This is a genomic window from Paraburkholderia sp. AV2 (genome assembly GCF_054968425.1).
In genome coordinates, this window is record NZ_JBANLK010000008.1 from 104,769 (window position 1) to 129,113 (window position 24,345).

26 protein-coding genes and 1 pseudogene are annotated in these 24,345 nt (G+C 59.7%); 3 read left to right on the plus strand and 24 right to left on the minus strand.

Translation table 11 applies throughout. The annotated features are described in order from the left end of the window. Positions 1-244: 244 nt before the first annotated feature. Positions 245-1,324 (minus strand): DUF4062 domain-containing protein, encoded by a 1,080-nt coding sequence (locus V8683_RS08665; protein WP_411188630.1) that lies wholly within the window; start codon positions 1,322-1,324, stop codon positions 245-247. 217 nt (positions 1,325-1,541) lie between these two features. Here V8683_RS08665 and V8683_RS08670 point away from each other — a divergent pair. Together V8683_RS08670 and V8683_RS08675 are read left to right on the plus strand one after the other, a co-directional pair. Then, a pseudogene (locus tag V8683_RS08670) lies at positions 1,542-2,612 on the plus strand (IS1182 family transposase); the annotation flags it as partial. 98 nt (positions 2,613-2,710) lie between these two features. Beyond that, positions 2,711-4,600 carry a hypothetical protein gene (locus tag V8683_RS08675; RefSeq protein WP_411188631.1) on the plus strand — a complete coding sequence of 630 codons (1,890 nt, stop codon included), beginning with the start codon at positions 2,711-2,713 and terminating at the stop codon, positions 4,598-4,600. A gap of 652 nt (positions 4,601-5,252) precedes the next feature. On the opposite strand, the gene V8683_RS08680 is transcribed toward V8683_RS08675, so the two are convergent. From V8683_RS08680 to V8683_RS08700, 5 genes are all read right to left on the minus strand, one after another. Then, on the minus strand, positions 5,253-6,320 hold the full coding sequence (locus tag V8683_RS08680) for a tyrosine-type recombinase/integrase (protein WP_411188632.1): 1,068 nt from the start codon (positions 6,318-6,320) through the stop codon (positions 5,253-5,255). Next, positions 6,283-6,612, minus strand: a complete 330-nt coding sequence (locus tag V8683_RS08685; protein ID WP_411188633.1) for a DUF4224 domain-containing protein — start codon at positions 6,610-6,612, stop codon at positions 6,283-6,285. The genes V8683_RS08680 and V8683_RS08685 overlap by 38 nt, the downstream gene beginning before the upstream one ends. Positions 6,613-6,702: 90 nt before the next feature. Further along, on the minus strand, positions 6,703-9,366 hold the full coding sequence (locus V8683_RS08690; RefSeq protein ID WP_411188634.1) for a toprim domain-containing protein: 2,664 nt from the start codon (positions 9,364-9,366) through the stop codon (positions 6,703-6,705). Positions 9,367-9,455: 89 nt separating this feature from the next. After that, a complete protein-coding gene (locus tag V8683_RS08695; protein ID WP_411188635.1) occupies positions 9,456-9,872 on the minus strand; it encodes a hypothetical protein in 417 nt (138 codons plus the stop codon). A gap of 22 nt (positions 9,873-9,894) precedes the next feature. After that, positions 9,895-10,143: an Ogr/Delta-like zinc finger protein gene (locus V8683_RS08700; RefSeq protein WP_411188636.1), complete on the minus strand. Its 249-nt coding sequence runs from the start codon at positions 10,141-10,143 to the stop codon at positions 9,895-9,897. A gap of 200 nt (positions 10,144-10,343) precedes the next feature. Here V8683_RS08700 and V8683_RS08705 point away from each other — a divergent pair, with 200 nt between their 5' ends. Next, complete coding sequence (locus V8683_RS08705) at positions 10,344-10,655, plus strand: helix-turn-helix domain-containing protein (RefSeq protein WP_411188637.1); 312 nt, start codon at positions 10,344-10,346, stop codon at positions 10,653-10,655. A 7-nt stretch (positions 10,656-10,662) separates the two neighbouring features. Here V8683_RS08705 and V8683_RS08710 read toward each other — a convergent pair whose 3' ends face one another. The 18 genes from V8683_RS08710 to V8683_RS08795 form a co-directional block, all read right to left on the minus strand. After that, a complete protein-coding gene (locus V8683_RS08710) occupies positions 10,663-11,700 on the minus strand; it encodes a phage late control D family protein (protein WP_411188638.1) in 1,038 nt (345 codons plus the stop codon). After that, positions 11,697-12,122: a phage tail protein gene (locus V8683_RS08715; RefSeq protein WP_411188639.1), complete on the minus strand. Its 426-nt coding sequence runs from the start codon at positions 12,120-12,122 to the stop codon at positions 11,697-11,699. The genes V8683_RS08710 and V8683_RS08715 overlap by 4 nt, the downstream gene beginning before the upstream one ends. A 15-nt stretch (positions 12,123-12,137) precedes the next feature. Next, positions 12,138-14,792 carry a phage tail tape measure protein gene (locus tag V8683_RS08720; RefSeq protein ID WP_411188640.1) on the minus strand — a complete coding sequence of 885 codons (2,655 nt, stop codon included), beginning with the start codon at positions 14,790-14,792 and terminating at the stop codon, positions 12,138-12,140. Positions 14,793-14,794: 2 nt separating this feature from the next. Continuing rightward, a complete protein-coding gene (locus tag V8683_RS08725) occupies positions 14,795-14,908 on the minus strand; it encodes a GpE family phage tail protein (protein WP_411188641.1) in 114 nt (37 codons plus the stop codon). 32 nt (positions 14,909-14,940) lie between these two features. Further along, positions 14,941-15,297 carry a phage tail assembly protein gene (locus V8683_RS08730; RefSeq protein ID WP_411188642.1) on the minus strand — a complete coding sequence of 119 codons (357 nt, stop codon included), beginning with the start codon at positions 15,295-15,297 and terminating at the stop codon, positions 14,941-14,943. Between the two features lie 60 nt (positions 15,298-15,357). Next, complete coding sequence (locus tag V8683_RS08735; RefSeq protein ID WP_411188643.1) at positions 15,358-15,867, minus strand: phage major tail tube protein; 510 nt, start codon at positions 15,865-15,867, stop codon at positions 15,358-15,360. Between the two features lie 16 nt (positions 15,868-15,883). Further along, the gene (locus V8683_RS08740; protein WP_411188644.1) at positions 15,884-17,056 is read right to left on the minus strand and encodes a phage tail sheath protein; all 1,173 of its coding nucleotides are present in this window, start codon (positions 17,054-17,056) and stop codon (positions 15,884-15,886) included. Between the two features lie 61 nt (positions 17,057-17,117). Then, positions 17,118-17,981, minus strand: a complete 864-nt coding sequence (locus V8683_RS08745; protein WP_411188645.1) for a tail fiber assembly protein — start codon at positions 17,979-17,981, stop codon at positions 17,118-17,120. Between the two features lie 11 nt (positions 17,982-17,992). Beyond that, positions 17,993-19,546, minus strand: a complete 1,554-nt coding sequence (locus V8683_RS08750) for a phage tail protein (protein WP_411188646.1) — start codon at positions 19,544-19,546, stop codon at positions 17,993-17,995. Positions 19,547-19,548: 2 nt separating this feature from the next. Next, a complete protein-coding gene (locus V8683_RS08755) occupies positions 19,549-20,091 on the minus strand; it encodes a phage tail protein I (RefSeq protein WP_411188647.1) in 543 nt (180 codons plus the stop codon). Then, positions 20,084-20,998, minus strand: coding sequence for a baseplate J/gp47 family protein (locus V8683_RS08760; protein WP_411188648.1), 915 nt, complete (start codon positions 20,996-20,998; stop codon positions 20,084-20,086). The genes V8683_RS08755 and V8683_RS08760 overlap by 8 nt, the downstream gene beginning before the upstream one ends. Then, positions 20,995-21,357 carry a GPW/gp25 family protein gene (locus V8683_RS08765; RefSeq protein ID WP_411188649.1) on the minus strand — a complete coding sequence of 121 codons (363 nt, stop codon included), beginning with the start codon at positions 21,355-21,357 and terminating at the stop codon, positions 20,995-20,997. Before V8683_RS08765 ends, V8683_RS08760 begins: the two co-directional genes overlap by 4 nt. Further along, on the minus strand, positions 21,354-22,013 hold the full coding sequence (locus tag V8683_RS08770) for a phage baseplate assembly protein V (RefSeq protein WP_411188650.1): 660 nt from the start codon (positions 22,011-22,013) through the stop codon (positions 21,354-21,356). Before V8683_RS08770 ends, V8683_RS08765 begins: the two co-directional genes overlap by 4 nt. Positions 22,014-22,097: 84 nt before the next feature. After that, positions 22,098-22,559 carry a phage virion morphogenesis protein gene (locus tag V8683_RS08775; protein WP_411188651.1) on the minus strand — a complete coding sequence of 154 codons (462 nt, stop codon included), beginning with the start codon at positions 22,557-22,559 and terminating at the stop codon, positions 22,098-22,100. After that, the gene (locus V8683_RS08780; RefSeq protein ID WP_411188652.1) at positions 22,547-22,993 is read right to left on the minus strand and encodes a phage tail protein; all 447 of its coding nucleotides are present in this window, start codon (positions 22,991-22,993) and stop codon (positions 22,547-22,549) included. Before V8683_RS08780 ends, V8683_RS08775 begins: the two co-directional genes overlap by 13 nt. Continuing rightward, complete coding sequence (gene lysC, locus V8683_RS08785; protein ID WP_411188653.1) at positions 22,986-23,219, minus strand: Rz1-like lysis system protein LysC; 234 nt, start codon at positions 23,217-23,219, stop codon at positions 22,986-22,988. Before lysC ends, V8683_RS08780 begins: the two co-directional genes overlap by 8 nt. Continuing rightward, positions 23,113-23,547 (minus strand): Rz-like lysis system protein LysB, encoded by a 435-nt coding sequence (gene lysB / locus V8683_RS08790; protein ID WP_462848024.1) that lies wholly within the window; start codon positions 23,545-23,547, stop codon positions 23,113-23,115. The genes lysC and lysB overlap by 107 nt, the downstream gene beginning before the upstream one ends. Next, positions 23,544-24,344, minus strand: coding sequence for an N-acetylmuramidase domain-containing protein (locus tag V8683_RS08795; protein ID WP_411188655.1), 801 nt, complete (start codon positions 24,342-24,344; stop codon positions 23,544-23,546). Before V8683_RS08795 ends, lysB begins: the two co-directional genes overlap by 4 nt. Between the last annotated feature and the right edge of the window lies 1 nt (position 24,345).

Consider the following 24,345-nt stretch of genomic DNA (forward strand, 5'->3'; position numbering starts at 1 on the left):
CTTGCTCCCGATTCGGCATATGGGTTACCCGCGACCACGCTGGCAAAGATATAACGATCAATACGTAACCCACATCGATGACAGGGTTGACACGCGGATGACCGTTTCGTAGGAAAGTGACTGTCCCTTGTGGGTCGGGCAGCGCCCCCCGCGGCGCAGGGCATCGATACTGCATCGCCGGCCGGGGTGCGGCCAATTTGAGGCATTCGACGCAGCTACTGAACCGGTTGCTCCATTGCGATGTTCATGTCGCCGATTGCTGGCTACCGACGGTTTGCTCACCTTCCGGCTTGGCTGGTTCGGCACGTATGACTCGAGTTTCGAACAGCATTTGCTCGCCTTTCTCAGTTATTCGCCAGAACAACGCCCGACCACCGGCGGTAGTTTGCAAATTTTCGATCTTCACAAGCCCGTAGGCAGTAAGCTGAACCCCTATCGTCTTGAACTGCTGCTCGTCAAGCGAAGCCGATGTCCCGGAAAGGTTCCTTTGCGTCATCAAGGTCTTCGTCAACTTCGTTTCGACGGTGCTTTCGCTGGGATCTTCCAAAAGATACGGCGCGATGAGCGCGAAGATCGCACGCCAACTTAGAGAAACCTGAAACCCTCTTTTCGCTCTGTCATAGAAATATCTGACCTGAAGAGAAAACTCAGTGTCGATATCCGCGATGTCCTCGATTTCTCGGTTTGTTACGACCTTTGATCGTAGCTCTGTAACGAGCTTCAGAAGTTGTTCTTTTTCCTTGCGTAGATTGTTAAGTTCAATCAAGCTGTCTTGGCTGGAAATTTGATTCGCGCGAACCCAACCTATTGCCGGATACGTTTTTATTGTCTTGGTGAGGCTTAGCGAGACAAGACCGGGCAGTTCATCCGCCTTTTCCCAAAACTTGACAAGTCGACCCGTCTTGACCTTTTCGCGAAACGCTACTAGCTTTGCGCGCAATACGGGGTCTGCTTCAGATTTTCCGGCAGGAATGTCATCTGGTTTTCCATGGATAAGCGCGACGACGCGTAGTCCCTTTGCGACGGCGTAATCGAATTCCTTTTCGGTATAGCTGATTCCTTCGCTCGATAGTGACCCATAGCGCCCCCCGATAATCAAGAGGTAGTAATCGCAGTCATCAATGATTCGTTCGATAAACTGCCACTGCTCTTCGTCGGCTGCGGGGAAAAGCTCCATACCCGCTGGGATGCAGTCCATCTCCATCAATGTCCGGAACACATGGTCGCGTTCAGCCGCGAGGTCCGAGAAGGTCGAGCTAATAAAGACTTGGTATCGTTTTTCCATTGTGCCAAGTGAAAACTCGGGAAGCGAGAGCTGCATCATAGCGCACCATACGAATGAAAAATCTACTAAGGGGCGCGTTGTGAGCACGGCTCCAGCGCTGGCAGTACGTGATCAGAGGCGACATCTACTGCAGCTGCTCAACCAATTCGTCAAATGGCCGTTGCTGGGAACGTCGACGGTCACCTTGTGGGTCGAGGGTGTGTGAAAACGCGTTGATCGCCTACACTGGATTAACTCGTCCAGCATGGGTGACCGGATGAAGCGATTCATAGAAGGTGAAGATCGCAAGCAGGTGACGCTGCTTCCAGAATGCCTCGATGACTTCGTCGCTGATGACAATCCGGTGAGGATCATCGAGGCGTTCGTTGAAGAGCTTGACCTTGAATCACTGGGTTTCGCCGGCGCGATGCCATCGACTACAGGGCGCCCGTCCTATCACCCAGCCGTGCTGTTGAAGATCTATATCTACGGCTACCTGAACCAGGTTCAATCGAGCCGGCGCCTAGAACGTGAATGCCAGCGTAATGTTGAATTGATGTGGCTCACCGGCCGCCTGGCGCCGGACTTCAAGACCATAGCTGATTTCCGTCGTGATAACGGCACCGGCATTCGTAACGTCTGTCGCCGCTTCGTCGTTCTGTGCCGTGAGCTGAAACTGTTCTCGCAAGCGCTGGTTGCCATCGACGGCAGCAAGTTCAAGGCGGTCAACACTCGCGATCGCAACTTCACCGAGGGTAAGGTCGACAAGCGGCAAAAGCAGATTGAGGAGAGCATCCAGCGGTATCTGAACGCTCTGGAGACGGCCGATCGTACGCAACCCGCTGAACTGGAAGCAAAGACGGCCCGTTTGCAGGACAAGATCGCGCGCTTGCGCGAGCAGATGCACAAGCTCGACCAGATCAAGGAGCAGCTCAAGACAGAGCCTGACGGCCAACTCTCGATGACCGATCCCGACGCGCGTTCCATGGCGACGAGCGGCAAAGGCTCGGGAATAGTGGGCTACAACGTACAGGTGGCAGTTGACGCCAAACACCACCTCATCGTTGCTCACGAGGTCACAAACTCTGGTAGTGACCGGGCTCAGCTCAGCCCTATTGCGAAAGCTGCGCGCGATGCGATGGGCAGAACCAGACTGCGGGCGCTCGCCGATCGTGGCTACTACAGTGGGCCTCAGATCAAGGAGTGTGCGGATGCAGGGATTGCGGTCATGTTGCCGAAGCCCACGACATCAAGCGCAAAATGCCATGGCCGATTCGATCGGGCGGACTTCATCTACATTGCGCGGGATGACGAATACCAATGTCCTGCTGGCAAACGTGCGATTTACCATTGACCTCGGAGAGCTTTTCTTGACGCCACAACCACTCCGATGGATGCAGTGTAAAATCGAGATACATCAAACAACCTACTGTTATTAAATGATCTATGGAATACCGAGAATCAGGGCTGCCGAATAATGATGCGCTTGCGGTAAATATCGAATTTCAAAGGCGACTTTCAATATGGTCGTTCTTCCAATTTCAATTCCTCCACCCCGAGTGCGAGTCCTCCCTGTACGGGATCAATATAAATTTCTTCATTTTGGTAAATTGCTCGCGAGATCAGTTTGAAGATTTTCTCGGTGAATTCAATAATCACATCCGCCCGATAAATTGCAATATCGAAATCGTCCTGATCCTTCCGACAGGGGCGAAACCGATTGATGTTCCATCAAATATAAAGGCAGATTTATGGTTATCAAATTCTCCTCTTAATCTCGTCGAGGCGAATCGATTGCTGTGCCTGGCTACGCCAAATATGCCCGTCGGCAGCCTTACGTACGATCCGCGTACTGCACTTTGGACATTCTCGACACCGGGGACGCTACCAGAAGAAGAAAAAAATCGAGTCAAACTTGGTTTTCTTTCCATTGATCAACCAAGTAAGCAGCTATTATTCGCGACCTCCTTAGAAAACGCGCTACCTGCTAAAGTTTTGCCAGTTACAGAACAACTGACTCTTTCGCTTTCGAATGAGCTCTCAAATCGCCCCAATTTCATGGGTCAACTCGCTCAAAGAGACGAAGACCGGTGGCGGGAATTTGTTAGGCGACGGGAAATTTGCAAGCTGGACGAAAGGGTGATTCATGAACCGTCTCAGCTTTCATGTCTTATCGATGCGGCCGATTGCAGTGAGGTTCAATTATCTGAATTATTGACAATTTACGATTGCATTAATATTATCCCTCAGCGCATCGAAATCGGTGGTGGCACACTTAAAAGATTTGGAATATCGGAAGCTGACCTAGGTGAGTTGGCCTCGATGAATCGAATTCGCTTAGTTCTGCCTTATTCTGTTTCGCACTATGAATCCAGGTTGATTCAATCTGCATTCGAAGCAAATTCTTCCAGTATTATTCTTTCAAGAGAGTTGGCCAGTCGAGTGTTTGAAGTTGGTCAAAAGAAAGATCCTTTGCTTTATGGCCCATTTTCGGCGTTCGAGCGAATCAGTCTAATCAAGGCGATTATTAAGAATGTGGGCGATCATCCTCTGTCTAACATTCTTAGGAGTTATGCAAAGATTTTGGGGAGGCAATACGACTTCTTTACTGAGCGCGGAGCAATTGCATGCTTAGGCGTCGGTATCGGCCCACACGTTGCAAATATTGTGCAAGCCATTCATGGACAAGACACGCACCTTGAAATGATGCTGGCAGGTGCGCACGTGGAGTGGAGTTTGGCGCTGAGCGCAACGTACATTCCCTCAGCAATCACCGAAGAATTTTCACTTGATGCGCACGCTGCGATTATTGCAAGTTATTTTGGTCGAGTATCACAAGTGCCCTCGTCGCCAGCATCGAATCGAATGCACAAGATTGTCAGTGAATTGCTTGCTCCCGTAGAGATACCGGCGTTAGAGGTGGCAAAGAACTTTTCGCCGCACTCTGTAGCGCAATTCCGTACGCTCGCTAGACGCCTGATGAGTGATGGTTCCTCCCCTGAGAAATTGCAAGAGGCTATAGAGCAACTTAATGCGGACGTCCGTTTATATGAAAAACGGGTTCAGTGCCTTAAATCCTGGGGTATAAGCGCTTTGCTCATGGGGACACTTAGAGATGCCGCTTCGGCACAATTGCATGAGGCAGCCGGCTTTGGTGGTTCGGTTTTTGCACTTTGGTTCGTAGAGCGGCTGATGGAAGCTATTCCGCACTCATTGAAATCAGAGTTGAGTAATATCGCAGCTATATTCACTGGATTGGCATTTGCTCCATCGCTGGACGCGGTCATTGTCAGTCGCTCTAGGAAAATGCTACAAAATCAGGAACAGAACGAATAGAAATTCGACGCCGGTTGGCAGTCGTTGCCCACAGCAATTTTCAATAATTGCTTTAATTGCGTGGGAACTGATGCCGGTCGACTGTGGATGTCTGCTTCAGGGTTGATTGCGGTCATGGGACAGTAAAGCTCGACCGGCCGCAACGGGTCGACGATTTATGCCTTTTGAATGACGCGCGCGCGCGAGACAATTGCCCCTCTCGCTCGTAGGACGTAGTGCGGCCAAAAGCGCGCGTTGGCACACACAGTCGTTGTGAAAATTGTGCTTTTAGTGCCACGCTTCGAACAGCCAACTTTGGCGACACCACAACCCGATACACTTACGGGAGCAGTGAGGTACTCCCGTCGCGGGCATATTCCTGACTTCCGCAGGGTGGGCACTTATCGCGCCGACCGGTCGCGTAGGGCATTCACGTTCATCTGGTTACATGACGGTTACACAGTACCGCAAAAGCAAAAAGCCCATCCGGTTAGGGATGGGCTAAGTGCTTGAAACTAATGGTAGGCCGTACGGGATTCGAACCTGTGACCAACGGATTAAAAGTCCCGCACTCCAGCTCCTCGCAAAGCCTTTACCAGTAAGCCTTTCACTATCGCATCTGTCTAATATTTTTCCCTGTTTTCGCCAAGTTTCATCCCTTTCCCGGCTGGATTCAGCTAGTTTTATTAGACACCAGCGGGAGCGAATTTGGCTGCACCGTACCTCGCCAGCGGCACTTCACGTAGATCTCGGTGGTTGTCACCGACTCATGCCCGCACAGCACCTGTATCTGTTCAAGCGGCACGCCAGCGAGCCACATGTCGGTGGCACCCTTGGCCTTGAGATCGTAAATGCCAAACGGCGTGAGCCTCGCCTTCGTCGTGTATCGCTGCAACATAGAAGTCAGGCCGCTGTACACATACGGTTCGCCTTTGCGGGTGTGCACGAGGGTCTTGCTGATACTCGGCACTGAATCGTTTAGCGCCGACTGCAACACGGCATCGAGCGTCGGAGTGATCTCAATGTCGACGATTGCGCCGGTCTTGCCCTGCCTGTTGCGCAGGACGCGCCGCGTGCTGTCACCTTCGCGCTTGGTCACGATGTTGGCCCGCGTCCAGAGAATGATGTCCTCCGGACGCTGCAATGTCCGGTAGATCAGTTCCATGAGGATCTGCACAGGCTTGGCCGCCATCCGGTGGACCGTGCCGTATTCGTCGTGCTCGACATAGCGCTCGCGCTTCTTTTCCTTGTTGCGTCGCACGCCGCTGCACGGGTTCGTCTTGACGCCGGCGTCGCCGCCGCGCACGAGCCACGTAAAGCATACGGAAAGACACGCCTTTTCACGATTGGCCCGCACGGGGCGGCCCAGTTCCGCGCCGGCATCGAGATACCGTGCGACATGTTTCGGCTCGACGCTGGCCGGCGTCATGCGGCCGAAGAAGTCCTTCAGCGGCTCCACATCCCGCTTGTAATCCACGTAGGTACGCGGGGCCAATTCGCCTCGCGTGACTCGCTGCTCGCAGTGCACGACGAACAAGTCAAGATAGTGCTTCATCGAGCCGTAGGACGATTCAGGATCGTTGTACAGCGCCGCCTTGCGCTTCGCTTCGGCCAGATCGGTGCCGAGCCGCTCCCAGCGGCCGCCGCGATGGAAATAGTAGAACGCGCCGTGTTTGGCATACAGGCGCGCGTGCTTCTTCGGGTCAAGTCCGAGTGGATTGTGTGTTCTTGTTCGGCCCATTGTCGGATTTGCTGGTTCGTTTGTATTTATTGAGGAAGGCGGCCACATCTGGCTCGCAGGATCGACGACGCGTCGCATGCACCGTATCACCGCCTCGCCCGGCCATCACATCATCAAAGTGAGTGCGTGACAAGAGCGGCATTCCATTGGGCTTGATCCGCACATCGAAGCCTTGCCGCCGAAACCAGCGGATGATGGCCGCAGGCTGGCGAAGAGGGGCCGCGATGATTCGAAGCTCGGCGTCGGTGAGAAACGGCAGTGTGTATTCATCTGGTATCTTTTTCTGGTGCATGAACAGGGCGTGGCGCGAACTTCGTGGCGATATCTGTTGCTGGGCAGTGCAGCGATTTCATTCTGGTCGGACGTCCAAAGGTGGCAGGCACTATGCTCGCTCGAACACCCAGCATTTGACGGTGGCCGGCAAGGCGCGGTTGGCCGGGTCCCGTCCGCGCAGCGCGCTTTTGACGGTCTTGACCTCAATGAAGCGGCGCGAGCGGCTGGTGCGCAGATAACGTTTCAGGTCGGCCAGCGGCGGCGTGGTCTGCCGCCGGTCGGCGGCCACCGTCGCGAAGTGGTTCAGGTTCACCGCGATCAGCTTTTCATCAAACGAGTGATTCAGGCGCGGCTCGTCGACGTCGCCGTCCAGATACTCAAACATGTCCCAGAATTCCTGCACGACCGGGTGATCCGCGTTGATCGCGCGCTGTCGGCTGATTGCCATGTCGATCAGCGTCGTGCGCACGGCGTCAATGCGCTCGTCGGCCAGTGGCACGACATGGGCCAGCGCGTCGACCAGCGACATCAACTGCGCATGATTCTTGGCGATACGCATGCTGCGAATTTCGCCGAGCGCCTGGAGCTGCTGTTCGTATCGGGGCGTCGCCTCCGTGACGGTCTTCATTACGTCGGCCTCGCGGCGGATCGAAGCCAGCAGAAAGCCGCTTACCGCGTCAACCGGCATGCGCTCCAGTTCTTCCGCATGGCGTTTGGTCTGCGGGGTCTGCGTGGAGCGGTCGAAGTGCAGATGCAGCAGACGCTGCAACACGGCTTCACTGGCCGACACCTGCGCATTCTGGCTAATGACGATTGCGCCCCGGAACGGTGGCTCGCGTGTCTCGTTGCCGCCATTCTTGACGCCGATCGCGCGCACACTGCGGCCGTTGTATGCGGTCTTTAGTTCATCCCAGTCGAACGAGCGGGCCTTGGCCGTGTCTTCGCCGCCGCTACGGTCGGCCTCGATCAGCACGACCGGCATGCCCGACACCTGCGCAAAATTCCGAGCACGTGCGGCGAGCGACGATTTCGACGGGTCGAAGCCTTCGTAGTCACGCCGGCCGAAGAGCTTCCACATGAATTCGATCAGCGTCGACTTGCCCGCGCCCGGCTCGCCGACAATTTCCAGAAATGGATAGCTCTTGTGTTCGGCGCGGATCTGCTCGGCGAACAGCGACCCGAACCAGAACGCGAGCGCCACGACGCCCTTCGCGCCGAAGCAGTGCCACAGTCGGTCCAGCCATTCATACTGCTCGTCGGTGGCCTTCCTGTTGACGTTCAGGGATACCGACTGGTTCAGCGTCTTGACGCTCAGCTTGCCGATATCGAAAAAGTCCTCTTCGTTCAGCTCATAGACCTGCCCGCCCTTTACTGCAAGGTCGTTAAAGATGTATGCGCCGTGTTCCTTGCTGTAGCCCACGAAATCAACGGTCTGCACAGAACGGATGCCGGCCATCTGCGATTTCAGGTAGCGGTCGAGCTGCGTGCCGTTACCGGTATAGAACGCGCCAGGCGCGATTGCCAGTAGCCGCTTCTTGAAATCGCCCGACGAGGCGATCTGACCGCCTGTAAAGGTGTTCTTGACAGCGTGGCCGCCGTGCGGGAAGTCGATACGAAAGTAATACCAGGCTTCGTCGGTGAGGGTATTGGCCTGGTAATAGAGCGCGGTGGGCAGGCAATTGGCGATCTCGCTCACCGTGCCCGATTCGTTCAGCGCGTAGTCGCGCCGGCTCTTTTCAGTGAGTCCCGACTGCTGTTCGGCCGCTTCGCGCGCCCGGTCGAAGCGCTCCATGTCCAGCTTGAACCAGTACAGGCGCTGCTCATGGTCGAACGGGAATTCTCGCAGACCGCGCTTCTCGTACAGGAGTATGGCCTTGTCGAACGCAGTCTCGGCAAGCAGCAGCGCGCCATAGTGGCGGTATTCGGCCACATTGTCGCCGCCGAGCTGGTCGCGTTGATGAAGGTCGTTCCAGTCGATCTTGACCTTGCTTTGCGGAATCAGCGCCGCCTCACACGTCCAGCCGGCCTCTTTCGCACGACGCACCCATTTCTTTGTATAGCTGCGCCCGGCGCGATCGCCGTCGAGCGCCCACACGAGTCGCGGCCGGGGCTTGTCGCCGGGCGTGTCGCGCAACGCGGCCAGCGCGTATTCGGGATAGTTGTTGCACGACATGAGCGCGACGGCCGCGATCCCGTGATGCTCGAGCGCGATCGCGTCGAAAATGCCTTCGACCAGCCACACCTCGTCGATGGTGGACAGATCGAGCGTCGGTGGTTGCCACCAGCGACCGGCATAGCTGCCGCCGTATTTGAAGTTGGCCTTCTTGCCACCGAACCGGCCGGGTTCGTCAATGAGCCGTTCCCAGTACGTATCGGCTACCGCAAAACGCACGGTTGCCGAACCGGCTTTCAGCTTCGCGTCGTAATACTGTTCCTGCGTGTACCAGCCGCGCACGCGTGCAGGGTCGAAGCCGCGTGCAAACTGCATGTACGCGTCGGCCGCCGCGTTCGGGTTCGCCGGCATCGGCGGATAGCGCTCGGACCACTTTTCAAAGAGGTCGGGATAGAGCGCTTTCACATGCTCTTCGTAACCGCATTTGTTTGCGCGTCCGCAGCGCACGAACCACGGACTGTCGGCGCGCGCAAACAGTTCCTTCTTGCCGCATGAGGGGCACAAGCCCTGCTGTAGCCAGTTGCTGTTTTCCCGGCTTTCCCTGAAACCGAAGTCAGCCAGAAGGCGGCGCAGGATGTCGTGATGAAGGGTTGGTGTCATGCTCAACGTTTTTTCAGGCGTAAAGAATTCCGCCCGTCGATCCACAATGGATCGGCGGGAATACACGGCGAAAGGGGACAGGGGGCTGTTTAGCCGGTGTGCGTGCGCTGGCCGTGTTCGCTAGTCAGCTCGGGCATGGGCATGCCGTGATGAGACAGGGTGCGTGTGCTAGGTACGGGCTGACTGGCCAGCGCCGGGGTCCGTACGAGACCCATCAGATCGGCGACCGTGAAAACGCGCTTGCGGCCGTTTACGGGATCATGCACAAAGACGGCGTAGGCCGTCGCGCGTGCTAGGTCGATGTACTCGCGCCGGCAACCCGATTCGATCTCACCAACTGCCTGCAACGCCGCATCTTCGGCCGTGCTGGCAGAGACGCCGGCGGCGTCGATCAGGTGAGCGATGCACCGTTCAACCAACAGGTGCCGGTCGTGTTCAAGGTGCTGCGCCTGATGCTGTGCGATGAAAGTCATCGCCAGCGGATACAGCTCAGGTGTGGTTGTCATGGTGGCCTCGCTGGCAGGGTGGTTACAGAGTCAGTTCAAGCTGCTTCATGATGCGTTCGCGCACATGTGGCGAGAACGGAATCCGGATAGCCGGGTTGGGTTTCGCTGACGGCGACAGCGTGCGTACAATTTCAAGGTTGGCGACATACGTATGCCCGCATTCAGGGTCCTGACACATATAGGTCAGTTCGCGCAGCGTGCCCGACATTTCGCGGCTGGTACGGGCAATCGGTCGTGTTCCACAATGCGGACAGCGGATTGTGATTCTCATGGGCTCAGGCTCCTGGGACAAAGACACGCCCCCCGGCGTGCGCCCGACCTCGTGGCAGCGCAATGATTTGGCGTACGTTCGACAGGCTCATCCAGATCTAACGAACTCAGGCAATGAAACCTTTCAAACGCATACAAATAATTACAATACGTAAGAATATAATGGCACGATTGTGTATTTGTCAATAAATTGCTATCCAAATGACTACTTCAGCGAAACGGCTCAAGGAAGAACGACTACGCGTGGGCATGAGCCAGGAGCAACTCGCTCAGGCCGTTGGCATGTCCAAGGGTACGCAGACCCACTACGAAACGGGCAAACGCATGCCCGACGCGGCCTATCTCGCTGCTGTCCACGCACTGGGCCTGGACGCAGCCTATATCGTTACCGGCCGGTTCGCGGAAGCCGGTATCCCGGAAGACGAACAGCAGTTTCTGAGCGTATTTCGCAAACTCGATCAGCGTGGCCGCATGGGTGTCATGGGCGCCATGCTCGGGTATCTCAAAGGTTGACCGCGATTCATGAGCCACCTTTGCGAAAGTGCGAGCGGTGTCGACCGCTTGTCGGATCGTCGCGCGTTTCCAGTTCGAGCGCGGTCGTATATCCACCATCGGCGATCGAGTGCCTTACCTTCTTCGCAAGCCATGACTCGTTGTCGATATCGGGCTTGAACCCGTTCAGATAGACTGGAACCTCGGGGTATAGGTCGGGCCGGCCGAGCGCGAGCGTATAGCTCATGGTCGCCTGGCTGCGCTGCGTGCGGTTGAGTTCGGCCGTTGCGGCCGCGCGTGCCTCGGCTTCGGTCGGATACGTCTCGGGCAATACCTTGATGCTGTGATTGTTCTCGCCTCCGACGACGACAGACTTGCGCTTTGCGCGACCGGTCGCGTGATAGAACGCGCGCACGCCGGCATAGTTCTCGCGCTCGGATACGTGGTAATAGTGTTGATCGCCGCTCTTGCGCGTCAGTTCGATCGAGGCGAGCGGCTTGCCGCTTACGCTCGTGCCGTGTCCGATCGGCATGAACAGCAAGTGCGAATCCTTCACGTTCATCACGGCATCGTATCGCTTCGCGAGGCGCGTGAGAAACGACATATCCGACTCGTGCGTTTGATCGATGTGCGAGATCGCGATTTTCGCAAGGGCTTCGGCGATCGCCGGTTTCAGGCCGTGCGTGCCAGCGATCTTGCGCACGATCGCGCCGATCGTTTCGCCGTGCCAGCTCTTTTCCCTTCGTTCGCTTATGTCCTTCGTCATCGAGGCCGATCGCGCCTGAATGGTGAGCGTATCCGGTGAGCCGGCGTGTTCGATTTCGTTGATCGTGAAAGACCCTTTGTCGACGAGGCCAGTGTCGGCCCATCCGAACGACACGCGTACGACTTCGCCGCGTTTCGGAATCGCGAGCTTGCCGTCTGAGTCGTCGAGCACGAGCGTAAGCGTATCGGCATCGTCCGATCGAGACTCGTCGAGCGACAGGCTCACAAGGCGCGGCTCGATCTTGCCAGTCAGATCCTTCCCGTTGAGGGTGATTTGATAAATGGGCGTTGGTTGCTTCATTGCGCCTGGTCCTTCTTCGGCTCGGTTTTCGTCCTCACAAGACCGTCGTCGACGCGCGTGAGGCTCAATGTGAATTCGATGCGCCTCGGCATACCGTCTTTCTGGTGAAGCGTTTGCCCTTCGTCGAGGCCTTCGATAACGAACGCACCGTACACCGTGCCCGTGCCGTCGACGAGCGCATAGGCGTCGCCGTCGCTTCCCATCGATCGCAGATTGGCCAGCGACGAGAGCTTGCCGATACCCTGGTCGGGGGCAAACCATCCGGTCATGGTGATCGTGTCGTCGCCGTCGCCGAGGAATTGCCGCGCGTTGCGTGCGCCGACGCGCGACGTACTCGCATGCTTCCAGCTCGTGCGCCGTTGCAGCTCTTGATAGGCGAGGGTCGACAGACTGAAAACGAACTGCCCTAGAGCCATCATCATTGTTCTCTCTCCCGGTTAATCGGACAGGCGCGAGCCGGCGCGCGCACGCTTCTCGCGCTCGATCTTCTGCAACACGGCTTCGACTTCGGCGCGGATCGCCTTCGTGTCGTTGCCGGTGATGTTGAAAATGTATTGATCGCCGCCGGCCGACGATGCTCCGCCTGCAGAATTTCCGGCCGCCTGGCGGGCTTGCAGGGCGGGGCGGGCGTCAATGGGTACACCGAGGCCGCCGGCGGCCTGTGCGGCACCAGGCGCCGCGAACGTGGTCGCCGCGAGCGTCGCCAGGCCGACCGCCGCTTTCGCGATGCGGCCTTGCTCGCTTTCCATACCGATCGCCGCGCCCTGGGTGATGAACCCGCCCAGCTCGCCGAACACGCGCGACGGGCTATGAATGCCGAGCTTTTCCTTGAACCAGTCGACCGTATTGCTTGCGACGTTGGTGATCGCATCTTTCACCGCTCCGAGGCCGCTTGTGATGCCGTTGACAAGACCCGCGAGCAGGTTGCCGCCGAATTCCGAAAACTTCGTCGGCATGTCGATGCCGAACCATTGCATCACGGCCGCAAAGGCCTGATAGAACAGGCCGAGCGGGGACCAGTTGACAATGAGGGCGCCGATACCTGAAAGGCCGCCGGCGAACGCCTGTTGAACCTGTGCCCATAGGCCGCCGAAAAAGGCCTTGATCGGCTCCCAATACTGAAAGATCAGGTAAGCGCCGACCGCGATCGTGGTGATCGCCAAGCCGATCGGGTTCGCAAGCATCGCGCGGCCGGCGAACATGATGCCGCGCCCCAGAAATCTCCACGCGGCCGCCTGCAAGCCGAGCACGCGCGACAGGATGCCGCCTTGCAGGCCTAGCGTCGTGATGCTGAAACGCACGAGCGCGAGCGGGCCGAGCACGCCGGCAAGTGCGATCGTGAACATACCGCCGCCGACGAGCATCGCGGCGAGCGCGGCAAGTGTCACGAGCACGACTTGCGCGGCCTTGCTGTGCTCTTTCATGAATCCCGTGACGCGATCGAGCAAGCCGGCCGTGAGCGACAGGCCGGCGTTATAGATCGGCGAAACCTTCTCGCCGATTTCGAGTTTGAGGTTGCGGATTTTCGCGAGGGCTTCGAGTTCGCGCCCTTGGGTCATCGCCTCCGCCTTTTTCGCCCCGTCGTCGATGCCGTCAGCGCCCGCGTTCAATCGCTCGTTCTTGTGGATTTGATCGCGCTGCATGTACATCGTCGTAAACAGGTTTGCAGCAGTGCGATTGGTGAAAATCGTTGCGATCGTGTCCTTGACCTTGTCGGGGTCGGTCACGCCCTTCGCGGCCAGCTTGGGCAGCAATACCTTTTCCATCCATTCGAGCGGCGAGGCCTTCAGAATGTCGCTACCCATCAGCGCGCCGGTTTTGAAGTGGTTGACCTGTCCCATCTTGTTGTACTCAACGCCGTCTTTACGAATCAGGCCGAGGCCTACCAGCTCGCGCGCGGCCTTCACGGTGGTCTTGCCCTGATAGACGTTGTTGTATGCTGACATGAGGCCGGTGCCGACAGCGTGCCCGCCCATTTCCTGAATCAGCGGCTCCATCTGATAGAAAAACGCGTCCTTACGCATCTGTTTCGCCGCGACGCCGCCGGTCTGAATGAACTGCATCCACTGGTCGCCGCCGACACGGCCGCCGGTCGCCGTGATGACTTTTTGCACCATGTTCGCTTCGTCTTTGAACGTTGCTTCGTTTTTCGTGCCGCCGCGCAGCTCGATCACCTTCAGCATGTTCATAAACTTTTCTTCGTTCGCGTGCCCGTCCTCGGCGCCGAACAGTGATTCGTTTACGAATTTCATCTTGGCGAGCGTCGGCATCACCATTTGCGCATGGTGCTCGTCGGCGAAGATGGTCAGCGCGTCGCGCATGAGCGTCATATTGTCCGTTGTGCTCGTGCCCATCTGTTTCATAGCTTTCGCGTACTTGATCGCGTCGGCCGTGGCGTGATCGCCGAGGCCGAGCGCCTTGATGCGCACGGCTTCGCTTTCGAATGCCTTGGACTGGTCGAGCGTTTCGGCGAGGTCGCCCATGATGTGCGAGCCGGTTGCCTTCGCGGCATAGCCGGCGACGGCCATATTCGCCGCGGTGCCTTGCAGCCTGTTCATTTTCATGCGCGCAGCGGCGACAGCCTTCTCGCGCTGCGTGAGCTGTTCGAGCTTTTCCATCTGCCCGCCCATAGTGCCGGTGGTCGCCGCGATGCTGGCGCGCAGCTCGCGCTCATGCTGCGACAGGTTGCGCGTGCTGATACCCGCGCCGGCGAGGCGCGTGCGCAGCTCGTCAACCTTCGTCGCCTGTTGGCCGTGCGAGGCCGTGAGCTGAACGACAGAGCGTTTCGCCTTTTCAAAGTCGGCGATCGTTTGCCGGCTCGGCGGGCCGAACGCGCGCAGGCCGCCGGCCAGTTCTTTAACGCGGGTCTGCGCGCTGCTAAGTTCGCGCGCCGTGCCGGCGAGGCCCGTGCGCATTTCGCGGAACGCGGCAACGTCCTTTTGTGCCTTCTGTAGCTTGCCGAGTTCTTCACGAGACTCTTTAAGCGACTTCACAAGGCCCTTATTGCCGTTCATGATGTTGCGTAGGGGCTTTGTTGCGCCGTCGATCATGTCGAACAGCACGCGCAATTTAAGGTCGTTACCGTTTGCCATTGTTATTCCGTTCCACTGCGCGAGCGCGCCCGCTCGCGCCATTCAGCCAATTCGACGAGGGTGAAGTCGCACATATCGCGCGGGGTCCAGTGAAAGACCGTCGCGATATCGGCCATCGCTTCTTCAACCCGGTCAGGTATGCCGTGCTCTACTGAGCACGCTTCGGCAGCAAAAAACCAGCGAACACGACCCCCAATTGCACGAGGTCAGCGGGGTCGAGCTGCTGCACGTCGAATTCGGTGAGCGCCGGCGACGAGATGCGCGGCAACACCTTGCCGAGCGCGTCGACGTCCAGATTCACGAGGGCATTGAGCGACGTGCCGCGCAGCTCGCCGGATGCCGGCTTGCGCAGCGTGATTTCGGTGATGGTCTGCCCGCCGTTGCGCTCGATCGGCGCGTCGAGCGTGACGGTGTTCGGCTTGGGTTGCGCCGCCGGCGTGATGCTGTGCGAGTGGCCGGGGTCGGTGATGTGGTGCGCGTGCATGGGCGTGTCGAGGTTGGACATGGTTATCTCTCAGATAGGGGATTCGGTGAGGCCCGCGCGGTCTACGCGGGCCGGTGTGCGTTACAGGCCGATCGCCTTGCGCAGATCGGCGAGCAGATCGTCGCCATTGACGTTCTCGATCATGTTCATCAGGTCGATTTCGATGACGGTCTCGCCGTTGATCGTCAGCTTGTAATAGCTGCAAGTCGTCGAGACTTTGAAAGCGGTATCGTCGCCCGGCTTCGCGTTGCCGAAATCGACTTCCTTGTGACGGCCGCGCACGACGATTTCAACGGCGTCGGGCTTGCCCGAATCGTCGGCACGGTAGGCGCCCGCGAAGCGCAGTTGCACGCCGTCATGCTTCGTGATGCCGTATTGCGTCAGCACGGAACGCATGAGGCCGCCGCACGTCCATTCGAGCACGATGCCCTCTTGCCCCTGGTCGATATCGACGGGGCCATTCATGCCGCCGCCGCGATAGGCCTCCATCTTTCGCGTCAGTTTCGGGGGCGTGACTTCGGCAACCTGGCCGACGAAGTTTTCGCCGTTCTGGAAAAGGTTGAATGCCTTGAGTTTCTTCGGCAATGCCATGTTCTATTGCTCCTTGTTAGGCCGACACGCGCGAAGCGAAGTCAGCGAGGTAACGGTCGGTGATGCGCTGGCGCAGCATCAGGTTTTCGATCGGCGGAACCGGCGTGTAGTCGTAATCGATCGCGAGCTTGCCGGCCTTGAGCGAATCCCTGTCGTTCGCGCTTTCGTCGAACCATGCTTCTCCGCCGATCAGATAGCCATTGCGGATCAGCTCGCGGAATTTCGCATTGATGCTTTCGATCAGGTCGCGCACGAGCGACGGGTGCAAATCCTTGTCGACATACAGCATGTGCGCCTCGGCCATCGTGTCGGCGAGCACTTGCGCGGTGCGCGTGTAGTTCTCGAACGCGAACAGCGGATCATCCGAGCAGGTATGCGAACCCCAGAAGCGATACCCCTTCGAGTTAATCAGGGTCGTCACATCGTGCTCGTTCAGATAACCCGCGTCCGTCGTCGGGTCTTGCAAGTCCCAGAAAACATCGCGGCTGATACCCGTGACGCCATTGACGCCGATATTCGAAAGCGTCTTGTGCCAGCCGGTTTCTTCGTCGATCTTCGCGCGCAGGCCGAGCGCGATCGCCGTTGCGTCGACCGTGCCATATGCGTTCGTGCTTGTGTTCCAGCCGACGAAATCCGGCCACAAAACCATCAGCTCGCGTTGGCTGAATTGCTTGCGGTACGTGGTCGCCGCTTCCTTGGTTTCGCAACCATTCGCCGACACGTAGCCGAACCCGCGCAGTTTCTGCGCGAGCGTGGCGAGGGCGATCGCGACCGGTTGCGTATCGAGGCCAGGGGCGCCCAGGATGCGCGGCTTGACGCCGAGCCGTGCTTGCGCGGCGAGTAGCGCTTGCATGCCGGTGTAACGGCCGCTGATATCGGTTTTGCCGACAACGTTGCTTGTCGTCGCGGCGTCGTCGGTTCCTTCTGCGACTCGCACGACGATCGTGACGGGCTTCGTTTGTGCCGAAATGGCTTCGAGCGAGCGGGCAAGCGTGCCCTTGTCGCCGGCCTTGCCGAGCGCCGATTGAATGTTCGTCAGCAGCACGGGCGTATCGAGCGGGAACAGGTCTTTATCCGCATCGAGGCCGGTCGCCACGAGGCCGACAACGGCCGTCGATACGGTGCGAATCGGGCGCGTGCCTTCGTTGATTTCGATAACGCGCACGCCGTGGTGGTAGTCAGTTGCCATGTGTATTCCAGGTTAAAAAGGGCAGTGAAAGGGCGGATTGCAGCTCGCGACGCTTGCGGCGTTACGCGGGGTCGGCCGGGGTTTCCGGCGCGGTGTCAGCCGACGACGGGGCCGGCGTTGCCGGCGTCGTCGGTGACGGATACGGTTGCGGTTCATCCGGCCAGCGAACGGCCGGCAGCGGGTCGCGCTCGAGCGCGAGCGAAAGGGCGGTCTGATAGGCGATCCATACCCTGAATTCGTAAGCCTCCTGGTCTGAGAGAGTGCCGGCTGCATAGGCGTCGGCCTTGCCATCCGTGAAGGCCTTCGCCTTCGTCATGCGCACGTCGAATTCAGCCTTTACCGGGGCCATCACCTCTTCGAACGAAATCGGCTCGGCCGGCCATGTCACGGCATCGGGGAACCCTTCGTGCTGTATCGCCCGCACAAGGGCGAGCTGATAGGTCGACCAGGCGCGGAAGTAATAGGCCTCCTCGGGCGTCAGCAGGCCGACCGCGATCGCATCGGCCTTGCCGTTGTTCATCGTTCGGGCGTACGTCATGCGCTTTTCAAACTCCGCCATTGCCGCCGCGCGCGCCTTCTCGGCGACGACAGCCGGATCGATCGCCCAGGCCCCTTCGCACCAGGTGTATTCGTCGGAGGGGCGCGGCGTTTCCGTCAAGCCGTTCTCGGCGGGCGTGGTGCCGGCGACGAGGATTTCAGCCGCCTGGCCGTTGTCCTGTCTGTGCAGCATCCGGCCGCGATAGTCGGGCAGCAGCTTCCATGCGCCGTTGATGTAGAACGGCCATGTAAGCGGCGTGCGTGCCGGCAGCTCGGCGGCCGTGCTGAATGCAGGCACAAGCCAGCGATCGAGATTGAGCGGGTCGGAATCAGCCAGGCGGCTTGACGTGTATTGGCCGGTCTCGGCGTCGTATTGATGAATGAGCATGGTTAGTTACCTCAGTAAGCGCGGATCATTACGAGCAGGGCGATATTTCGCGGCCGTGCTTCGTTGCCGCCGTCAGCGTTAACGGTGATGCCGTGAGCGTGGCCGCCGGCGCCGCCGATACCGACGCCGTGGCCGTGGTTGCCGTCGCCGTTCAGCCAGATCCCGGTGCCTGACCCAGAGACCACCTGGTCAGCGCGTCTCCAGCCCTGATCGCCACGAACCATCGCGGCCGAGTCCCTGACATCGCCGCCGAAGCCGGGGTCTTGACCGTGTACGGTGTGGGCGTGGCCGGGGTCATTGACGCCGTGGCCGTGCCAGCCTTGCGTGTCTGTCCATGCGCTGTGAATGTGATCGCCGATCCATGCCGAGCTGGCCCCGTGGGCGTGGTAGATGTTTTGCGAGCCTTGATAGGTACCGATACCTCGGCCCGAATCAGCGCCGCGCGCGTCATCCCAGCAGCGCAGGAATTCGCCGCGCAGCTCGGGGATTCGAAAGGTCGTCGCGCCGTCGCCTGTCGAGAAGCAACCCCAGTTGTTTGCCGTCCATATCGCCTCAGCGACGATTGCGCCGCTCGCCTGTGCATAGGCCCACAAGGCCGGATAGTCAGCGCGACGGAGTATTGCGCCGTTGAGCTTGAGGAATCCGGCGCGCGCCGTTGTACGAGCTTCGAAAACGATCGTGCCGACCGTGGCCGAGGCGATCGCGGCGATCACAAACTCGGTAGTCGCCACGCGGCGCGACTGGTCGCCTGCCGGCGGCGTTTGCGCGGTAATCAGGCCGGCGACTTGCAACAGGCCCATACCATCGTTGGCGGTCGTGCCGACGATCACGTTGCCGCCCCAAGGGGCAATTGCGATCGGCTTTTTCGTCGCGGTCGGTGCGTCCGTTGCTTCAATCGACAGGCCGTCAAAATTCGCGACTGACAACACGGCTTGACGCAACGTGTTTTTGAGCGTCGCACCGCCGAGGGTCGCGGCATCGGCAGAGAGGGCGGGCGCCTTAACGGGGCCGGAAAAATCGGCGCCAATAAGGGCCGCGTATCGCTTCGCCGCCGTCTTGGGCGTGACCGCGTGCGTGTCGTCTGCGCCGGCGTCGACTTCGGCTTGCGTGGCGAGCTGGATAACGCCTTGGCGTTGCGTCGTTGCCGGCGGGTTCGTGAAAGACGCGTCGCCGAACACGAGCTGCGCCGCGTCGATCGTCGCGAACTGCATATCGGCCGACAGCATCAGCAGCGCATCAGGCGACTTTTCCATGATCGGCGTTGCCTGCCCATAGGCCGCGACCAGCACGCCGTTTTCGAGGTACAGGCCAAAGCCGTATAGCGTGAATTGATCGGCGGTGTCGTCTTTCAACGTCACATGGATCGTGTCGGGCGCAACGTTCTCGCCGGCGAATGTCTTGATGCGCTTGCGCTCGCCTGGCAGCGCCTTGATTGCCTTGTCAGCGATGAAAGGGGCGCTCGCGAGGCCGATTTCGACGATCTTGTGCGCGTTGGTGCCGTCATTGCTAGGCGCAACGAGCGCGGCGCGTCCAGCGTCAGTAACAGTGATGAGGGTTGCGGCCATGTTCAGATATCCGAGAATGAAAGACGGCGATACAGCGCGCACCGAACGGCCGCCGCGACGCGCTGCGTGCCCCGCATGGAAAAGCCTTGCGTGAAGGTGTAATGCGCGCGCACGGGCTTGGTGCGATCAATCTCTGCGATGATGTCGGCGACGAATGCAGCGGTCGGCGCTTCGCCGTTACGCGAACTGACCGTAAGCACTACGTCGAACGTGCCCGGTTTGCCGCGCGGCGTTTGCTCGAACCATTCGCGCAGCGCGACGTTTGCGCCGAACGTGGCGACGACCTGGCGCACGGCAGCGGCCGTGCCGTTCTTGCGTGCGATCGGAATGGCGGCCTTGACGCGGGCGCGCTTCGTTTGCTCGGGCCAGTAGTCTTTCCATGCGTCGACGCCGAGGTGCCACGCGAGCCAGGGCAGCAGCGGCAGCGGGATCGCGTCAGGGTCCATCAGTGCGGCGAGCGGCGACGGAATGTCGCTAATGCGTGCGCCGACATGCGCAAGGTTGCGCTCGGTGGTCGACGAGTTCGGGGCGAGCAGATCACTCATTGTTGTAAATGCCCCCGTCGATCAGCTCGATAGCTGTGCAGTAAGCCGACTCCATTTTCGAAATCGGAATATCGGCGGCCGGCTCGTCGAGAATCACCTTTTGCACGCCAGGCGCTCGCGCAGCGGCATAGATGCCGTCGAGCGTGATTTCCATGCCGAGCTTGTGCATTTCGGCCGTGTACGCCTTGACGCGCCTGTTTGCCTCGGCGAGTGCGACAGAGCGATCGGGGCCGGCGAAGAAAATGAGGGTCGCGCGAACCGCATATCGCTTGATGGTTGCGCTGCGCGTCGTTACGAAGTCCGTGAGCGGGCGCACATCATCGGCCGAGAGCGCGGCTTGCACCTTGTGGACAAGCGGCTTGTCTGCCGTGCCATCGCCTTCGCGCGACAGGACAGTAACGACGACTTCGCACGGCGCGGGGCTAACGGCCGAGGCATCGAGCACGCGACCATCGGCGTCGCGCGCATGCTTGATGTATGCCCCCTCGGGGCCGGCGACGGAAAAGCCTTGCGGCGCGAGCTGCGTGCGGGCGCGCAAGTCGGTGTCGTCCTCATAAACGCCGTCGATATCGTTGGCCGGGTCAGGCTCGGTAATCGTCAGGCGTTGCACTTCGAACAGCGCGGCAAGGTGTTCGAGGGTCGTGCCTTGCGCATAGGCCAGCATGATCGAGCGCGCGGCATCGTTGACGCGTTGACGCAACACGACTTCGCGATAGGCGTTTTCCTGCAAAAGAATGTTCATCGGCTCGGATTCGAGCGCGAGCGCCGCCGCTACTTCGTCCCGTTGGTCGGCCGGATAGAGCGACACGAGTTTCGCCTTGCGCTCGGCGAGCTGCGTTTCGAAATCGATCGTTTCGACGATATCGGGCGAGGGCAGACGCGACAGATCGATCGGGGTTGCGCTCACGCTGCACCGCCGTTCGTGAGCTGCACGCGCGTCGATACCGGATCGCCGGTTTCGGTAGTCGAGCCTTCAATGTCGACAACCTGCACGCCCGCGCCAGTGTCGGTCTGTTCCGTCGAGAGCTGCACGCGCGACAGGCGCAAGCGGGGTTCCCACTGCATCAGCGCGGTCGCGATCGCCGCATACAGGCGAACACGCGTCGCGCCATTGTTCGGCGCGTCGACCAGCTCGGGCAGCTCGGAACCGAATTCGCGGCGCGCGATGCGCGTGCCGATCGGCGTCGTCAGAATCTTCGAGATCGATTGATACAGGTGTGCGAGGCCGGCCGTCGCGCGACCGGTAAATGCGTTCATGCCTTTCATTTCGTCGGCTCACTTGTCGGGGCGTTCGCGCCTTGCGCCTGGTGCTTGTGCTTCGATGTACTGACGCCGGCTGCGATCACGTCTTGCGTGAATTCGGCCCCGCCGTCGATCTTCATGGTCGAACCGCCTGAACCGCTCTTGCCGGTCATGCCCGACTCGAACGCGAACGCACCTTTAACCAGCATCGCGCCCGTTACGGTGGTGTTTTTCGCGTCGATCGTCATTTCGTCCGCTTCGATGGTTGCGGCCTTGGTCTGCACGTTGACCGCACCAGGCGCGACGATCAGCACGGTCGCGCCGGCGGGCAATTTGGCGGTGAGAGAGTGGGCGGCCGTGTCGTATTCGACGGTTGCGCCGTCGCGATACTTGCGGACGTGCTTCGCCGGGTCAGTGCTCGGCGGGGGGAAATCTTCGGAATAGAAACCGCGCAGCGCGACGGCTTGCGCCGGGTCGCCGCTCGGGCACAACAGCATTACGCCTTCGCCGATCGAGGGCGCAAGCCACGCGATCGTTTCGCCGGCAAAAGGCACGAACCATTGAATCCAGTCGGTAGATAAATCGCCGCTTTCCACCCGACATAGCGCGCCCTGCACTTCTAATACCGTGCCTTTGCGAATGCCATTCAAAAATTGGCGTGAGGATTCGTTTGCGTTCATGCCTCCATGTTGCCGAGCACGCACGCGCGAGTCATCACGCGGCGTTTGTTAGCGTGCCGGGTACATATTTTGAGGGGCGAGCGATCAGCGCGCGATATGTTTGAGCAACAGATCGCGAATCAAATTGCGCTCGGCGTCAGTAAATCCGAGCAGCACGCGGGCCGGATATTTGTACGAGGGGCCGCCCTTGGCGACGCGATCGGTTTCGCCGTACTGGTGGACGCGTGCCACGCGTGCCACGCGGCCGGCAAAGCCGATCGTAAGGCCGGCCGAGTCCGATTCGGTGCGGAGATAGCGTGTTTGCCGCAGCTTCGCGAACATCGCCGCACGCTTGATGCGGCCGGCCTTGTCGCGCAGGTGCTTTTTCGGGCGCGGCTTGCGCTTCTCGAATCCGGTGCCGTCCGGGTTGCGTTGCTGCGCGATGCGCGTGCGTTGACTGCGTTGCAGCTCGCGCGCGATTTCGCGCGTCGCCACGCGGCGAGCGGCCGGCGCGAGCTGCGTGAGCAGCGTGCCCGCCCAGGATTCGAGCGCGCTTAACTCGTCCATTGCGGATCGACCAGGCTATTTACGTCCCATTCGGGCACAGGCTCGCCGACGTGTTCGATCGTCTGTTCGCCGGCGTCATTGGTGCCGACGACGACACTTTCGGTAAGCCGCAGCTTGATCGACAGATCGACGGTCGTTTGCGTCAGTTGATCGGCTTCGAAAGAAATGCCCAACTTTCGCAAATCGTCATTCGTGAGCAAGTCAGATTGATTGCGCCGAACCCATGCCATCACCGCGACGAACACGGTATCGGCGTCGCCGGCGAAATCCTCAATGATGACGTTGAGGGTGTACGCGTAATCGAACGATAGCGACACGGCGCCGGTGCCGACGATGTTGCCGGCGTCGATGAACACGAGCAGCTTGTCGGGATCGACCGCGAGTGACGGCACGGCCACCGTGAGGGCACGGCGCAGACTGGTCGCCTTATTCATGGTCGGCCTTGTCGGGCACGGGCAAGCCTTGCGCCTGGCACGTCGCGATCATGTCGACACGGGCCGCGCATTCGCCCCAGGCCGCCTCAGTCACGTCGAGCGCGCGGCGCAGCTCGTCGTTAGTACGCAGGGCCATCGCCGGTAGCGTGCAGCGCGCGACGGGCGCGCATTGCTGAAACGAAGTCGTCGGCTCCGGTGATCGCGGGCCGGTTGTACAGGCGCACAACAGCGTCAGGCAAAGCGCCGTCAGCCCAGGCGCGAACCGTTTCGTTTTCATGCTTCAAGGCCTCAAAGTCGGTTTCGAATTGCGCGAGGTCGGCCGCGATGCGTTGGCGCTTCGCTTCGAGCTGCGCGAGCGCTTGCGCGTCGTCGCGCGCTTTCTTCTGTAGATCGGCGATCAGTGCGTCGCGACGGCCGACCGTCTCTTTCGCGGTGCGTGCGTCGTCTTGTGCTGCGACCAGCTCGGCGCGCAGGCTTTTCACGTAAAACCAGCCGGCGACGAGCGCGAGCACGACGAGCGCGATCGCGCCGAGGCGCACGGCGATCGCGTTCATGCCACCGCCTTCTCGCGATCGGCATATTTCGCGTATGCCTGGGCGAGCCTCGCGTCATACAGGTTGCGGGCGTAATCCGGGCCGTTATAGCCTTTCGCAAAGGCCGCCCACTTCCTACCCTTCAGCGCGGAAAGCAAGGCCGTGTCGCCCGCGATAAACCTCACGAACGCGTCGAGATGATCGCCTTCGCTGCGCTGCATGCGTGCGACGAAATCGGCGATGCTCAAATACTCCAGGGCTTTCCAGTGATAGCCCATGATTTGAAACGCGCCCCAGCTCGCCGACTCGTGCGCCGCGTCCGCGTCGATACGCTCGGCTGTCGCGAGCCGGGTGTATTCGGCCGCCTTGCCCATGTAACCGCCGGCGGTGCTCGATACGATGTTCGGATACTTCGCCGCAAGTGCTTCAGCGTCGAGGTCTCGCGCTTTCAGGCGCTTGTAGAACACATGCCGCTCGAACAGGATCACGGGCCGGCCATCGGTCAAAAAGCCTTCGCCGCGTGATTCGACTTCGTTGACGGCGCGGATCGATGCGACGGACACGCCCAGCGCGTCGGCCGTCCGCACGAGGTCGGTATCGGTAAGGTGCCTCGGCAGCGCGACGCCCGGCAAGGCGATCATCGTTTTCGGGCCGGCGATGCCGTCGATCACGAGGCCGCGAGCTTTCTGCAGGGCCATCACCGCGGATTCGGTTTCATGGTCGAAAACGTGAGTCTCGGGGACCGGAAAGCCAGCGCGCGTGAGGCGCTTTTGCAATAACGACACATCGTCGCCGATATCACCTTTTCTAAGGATCATG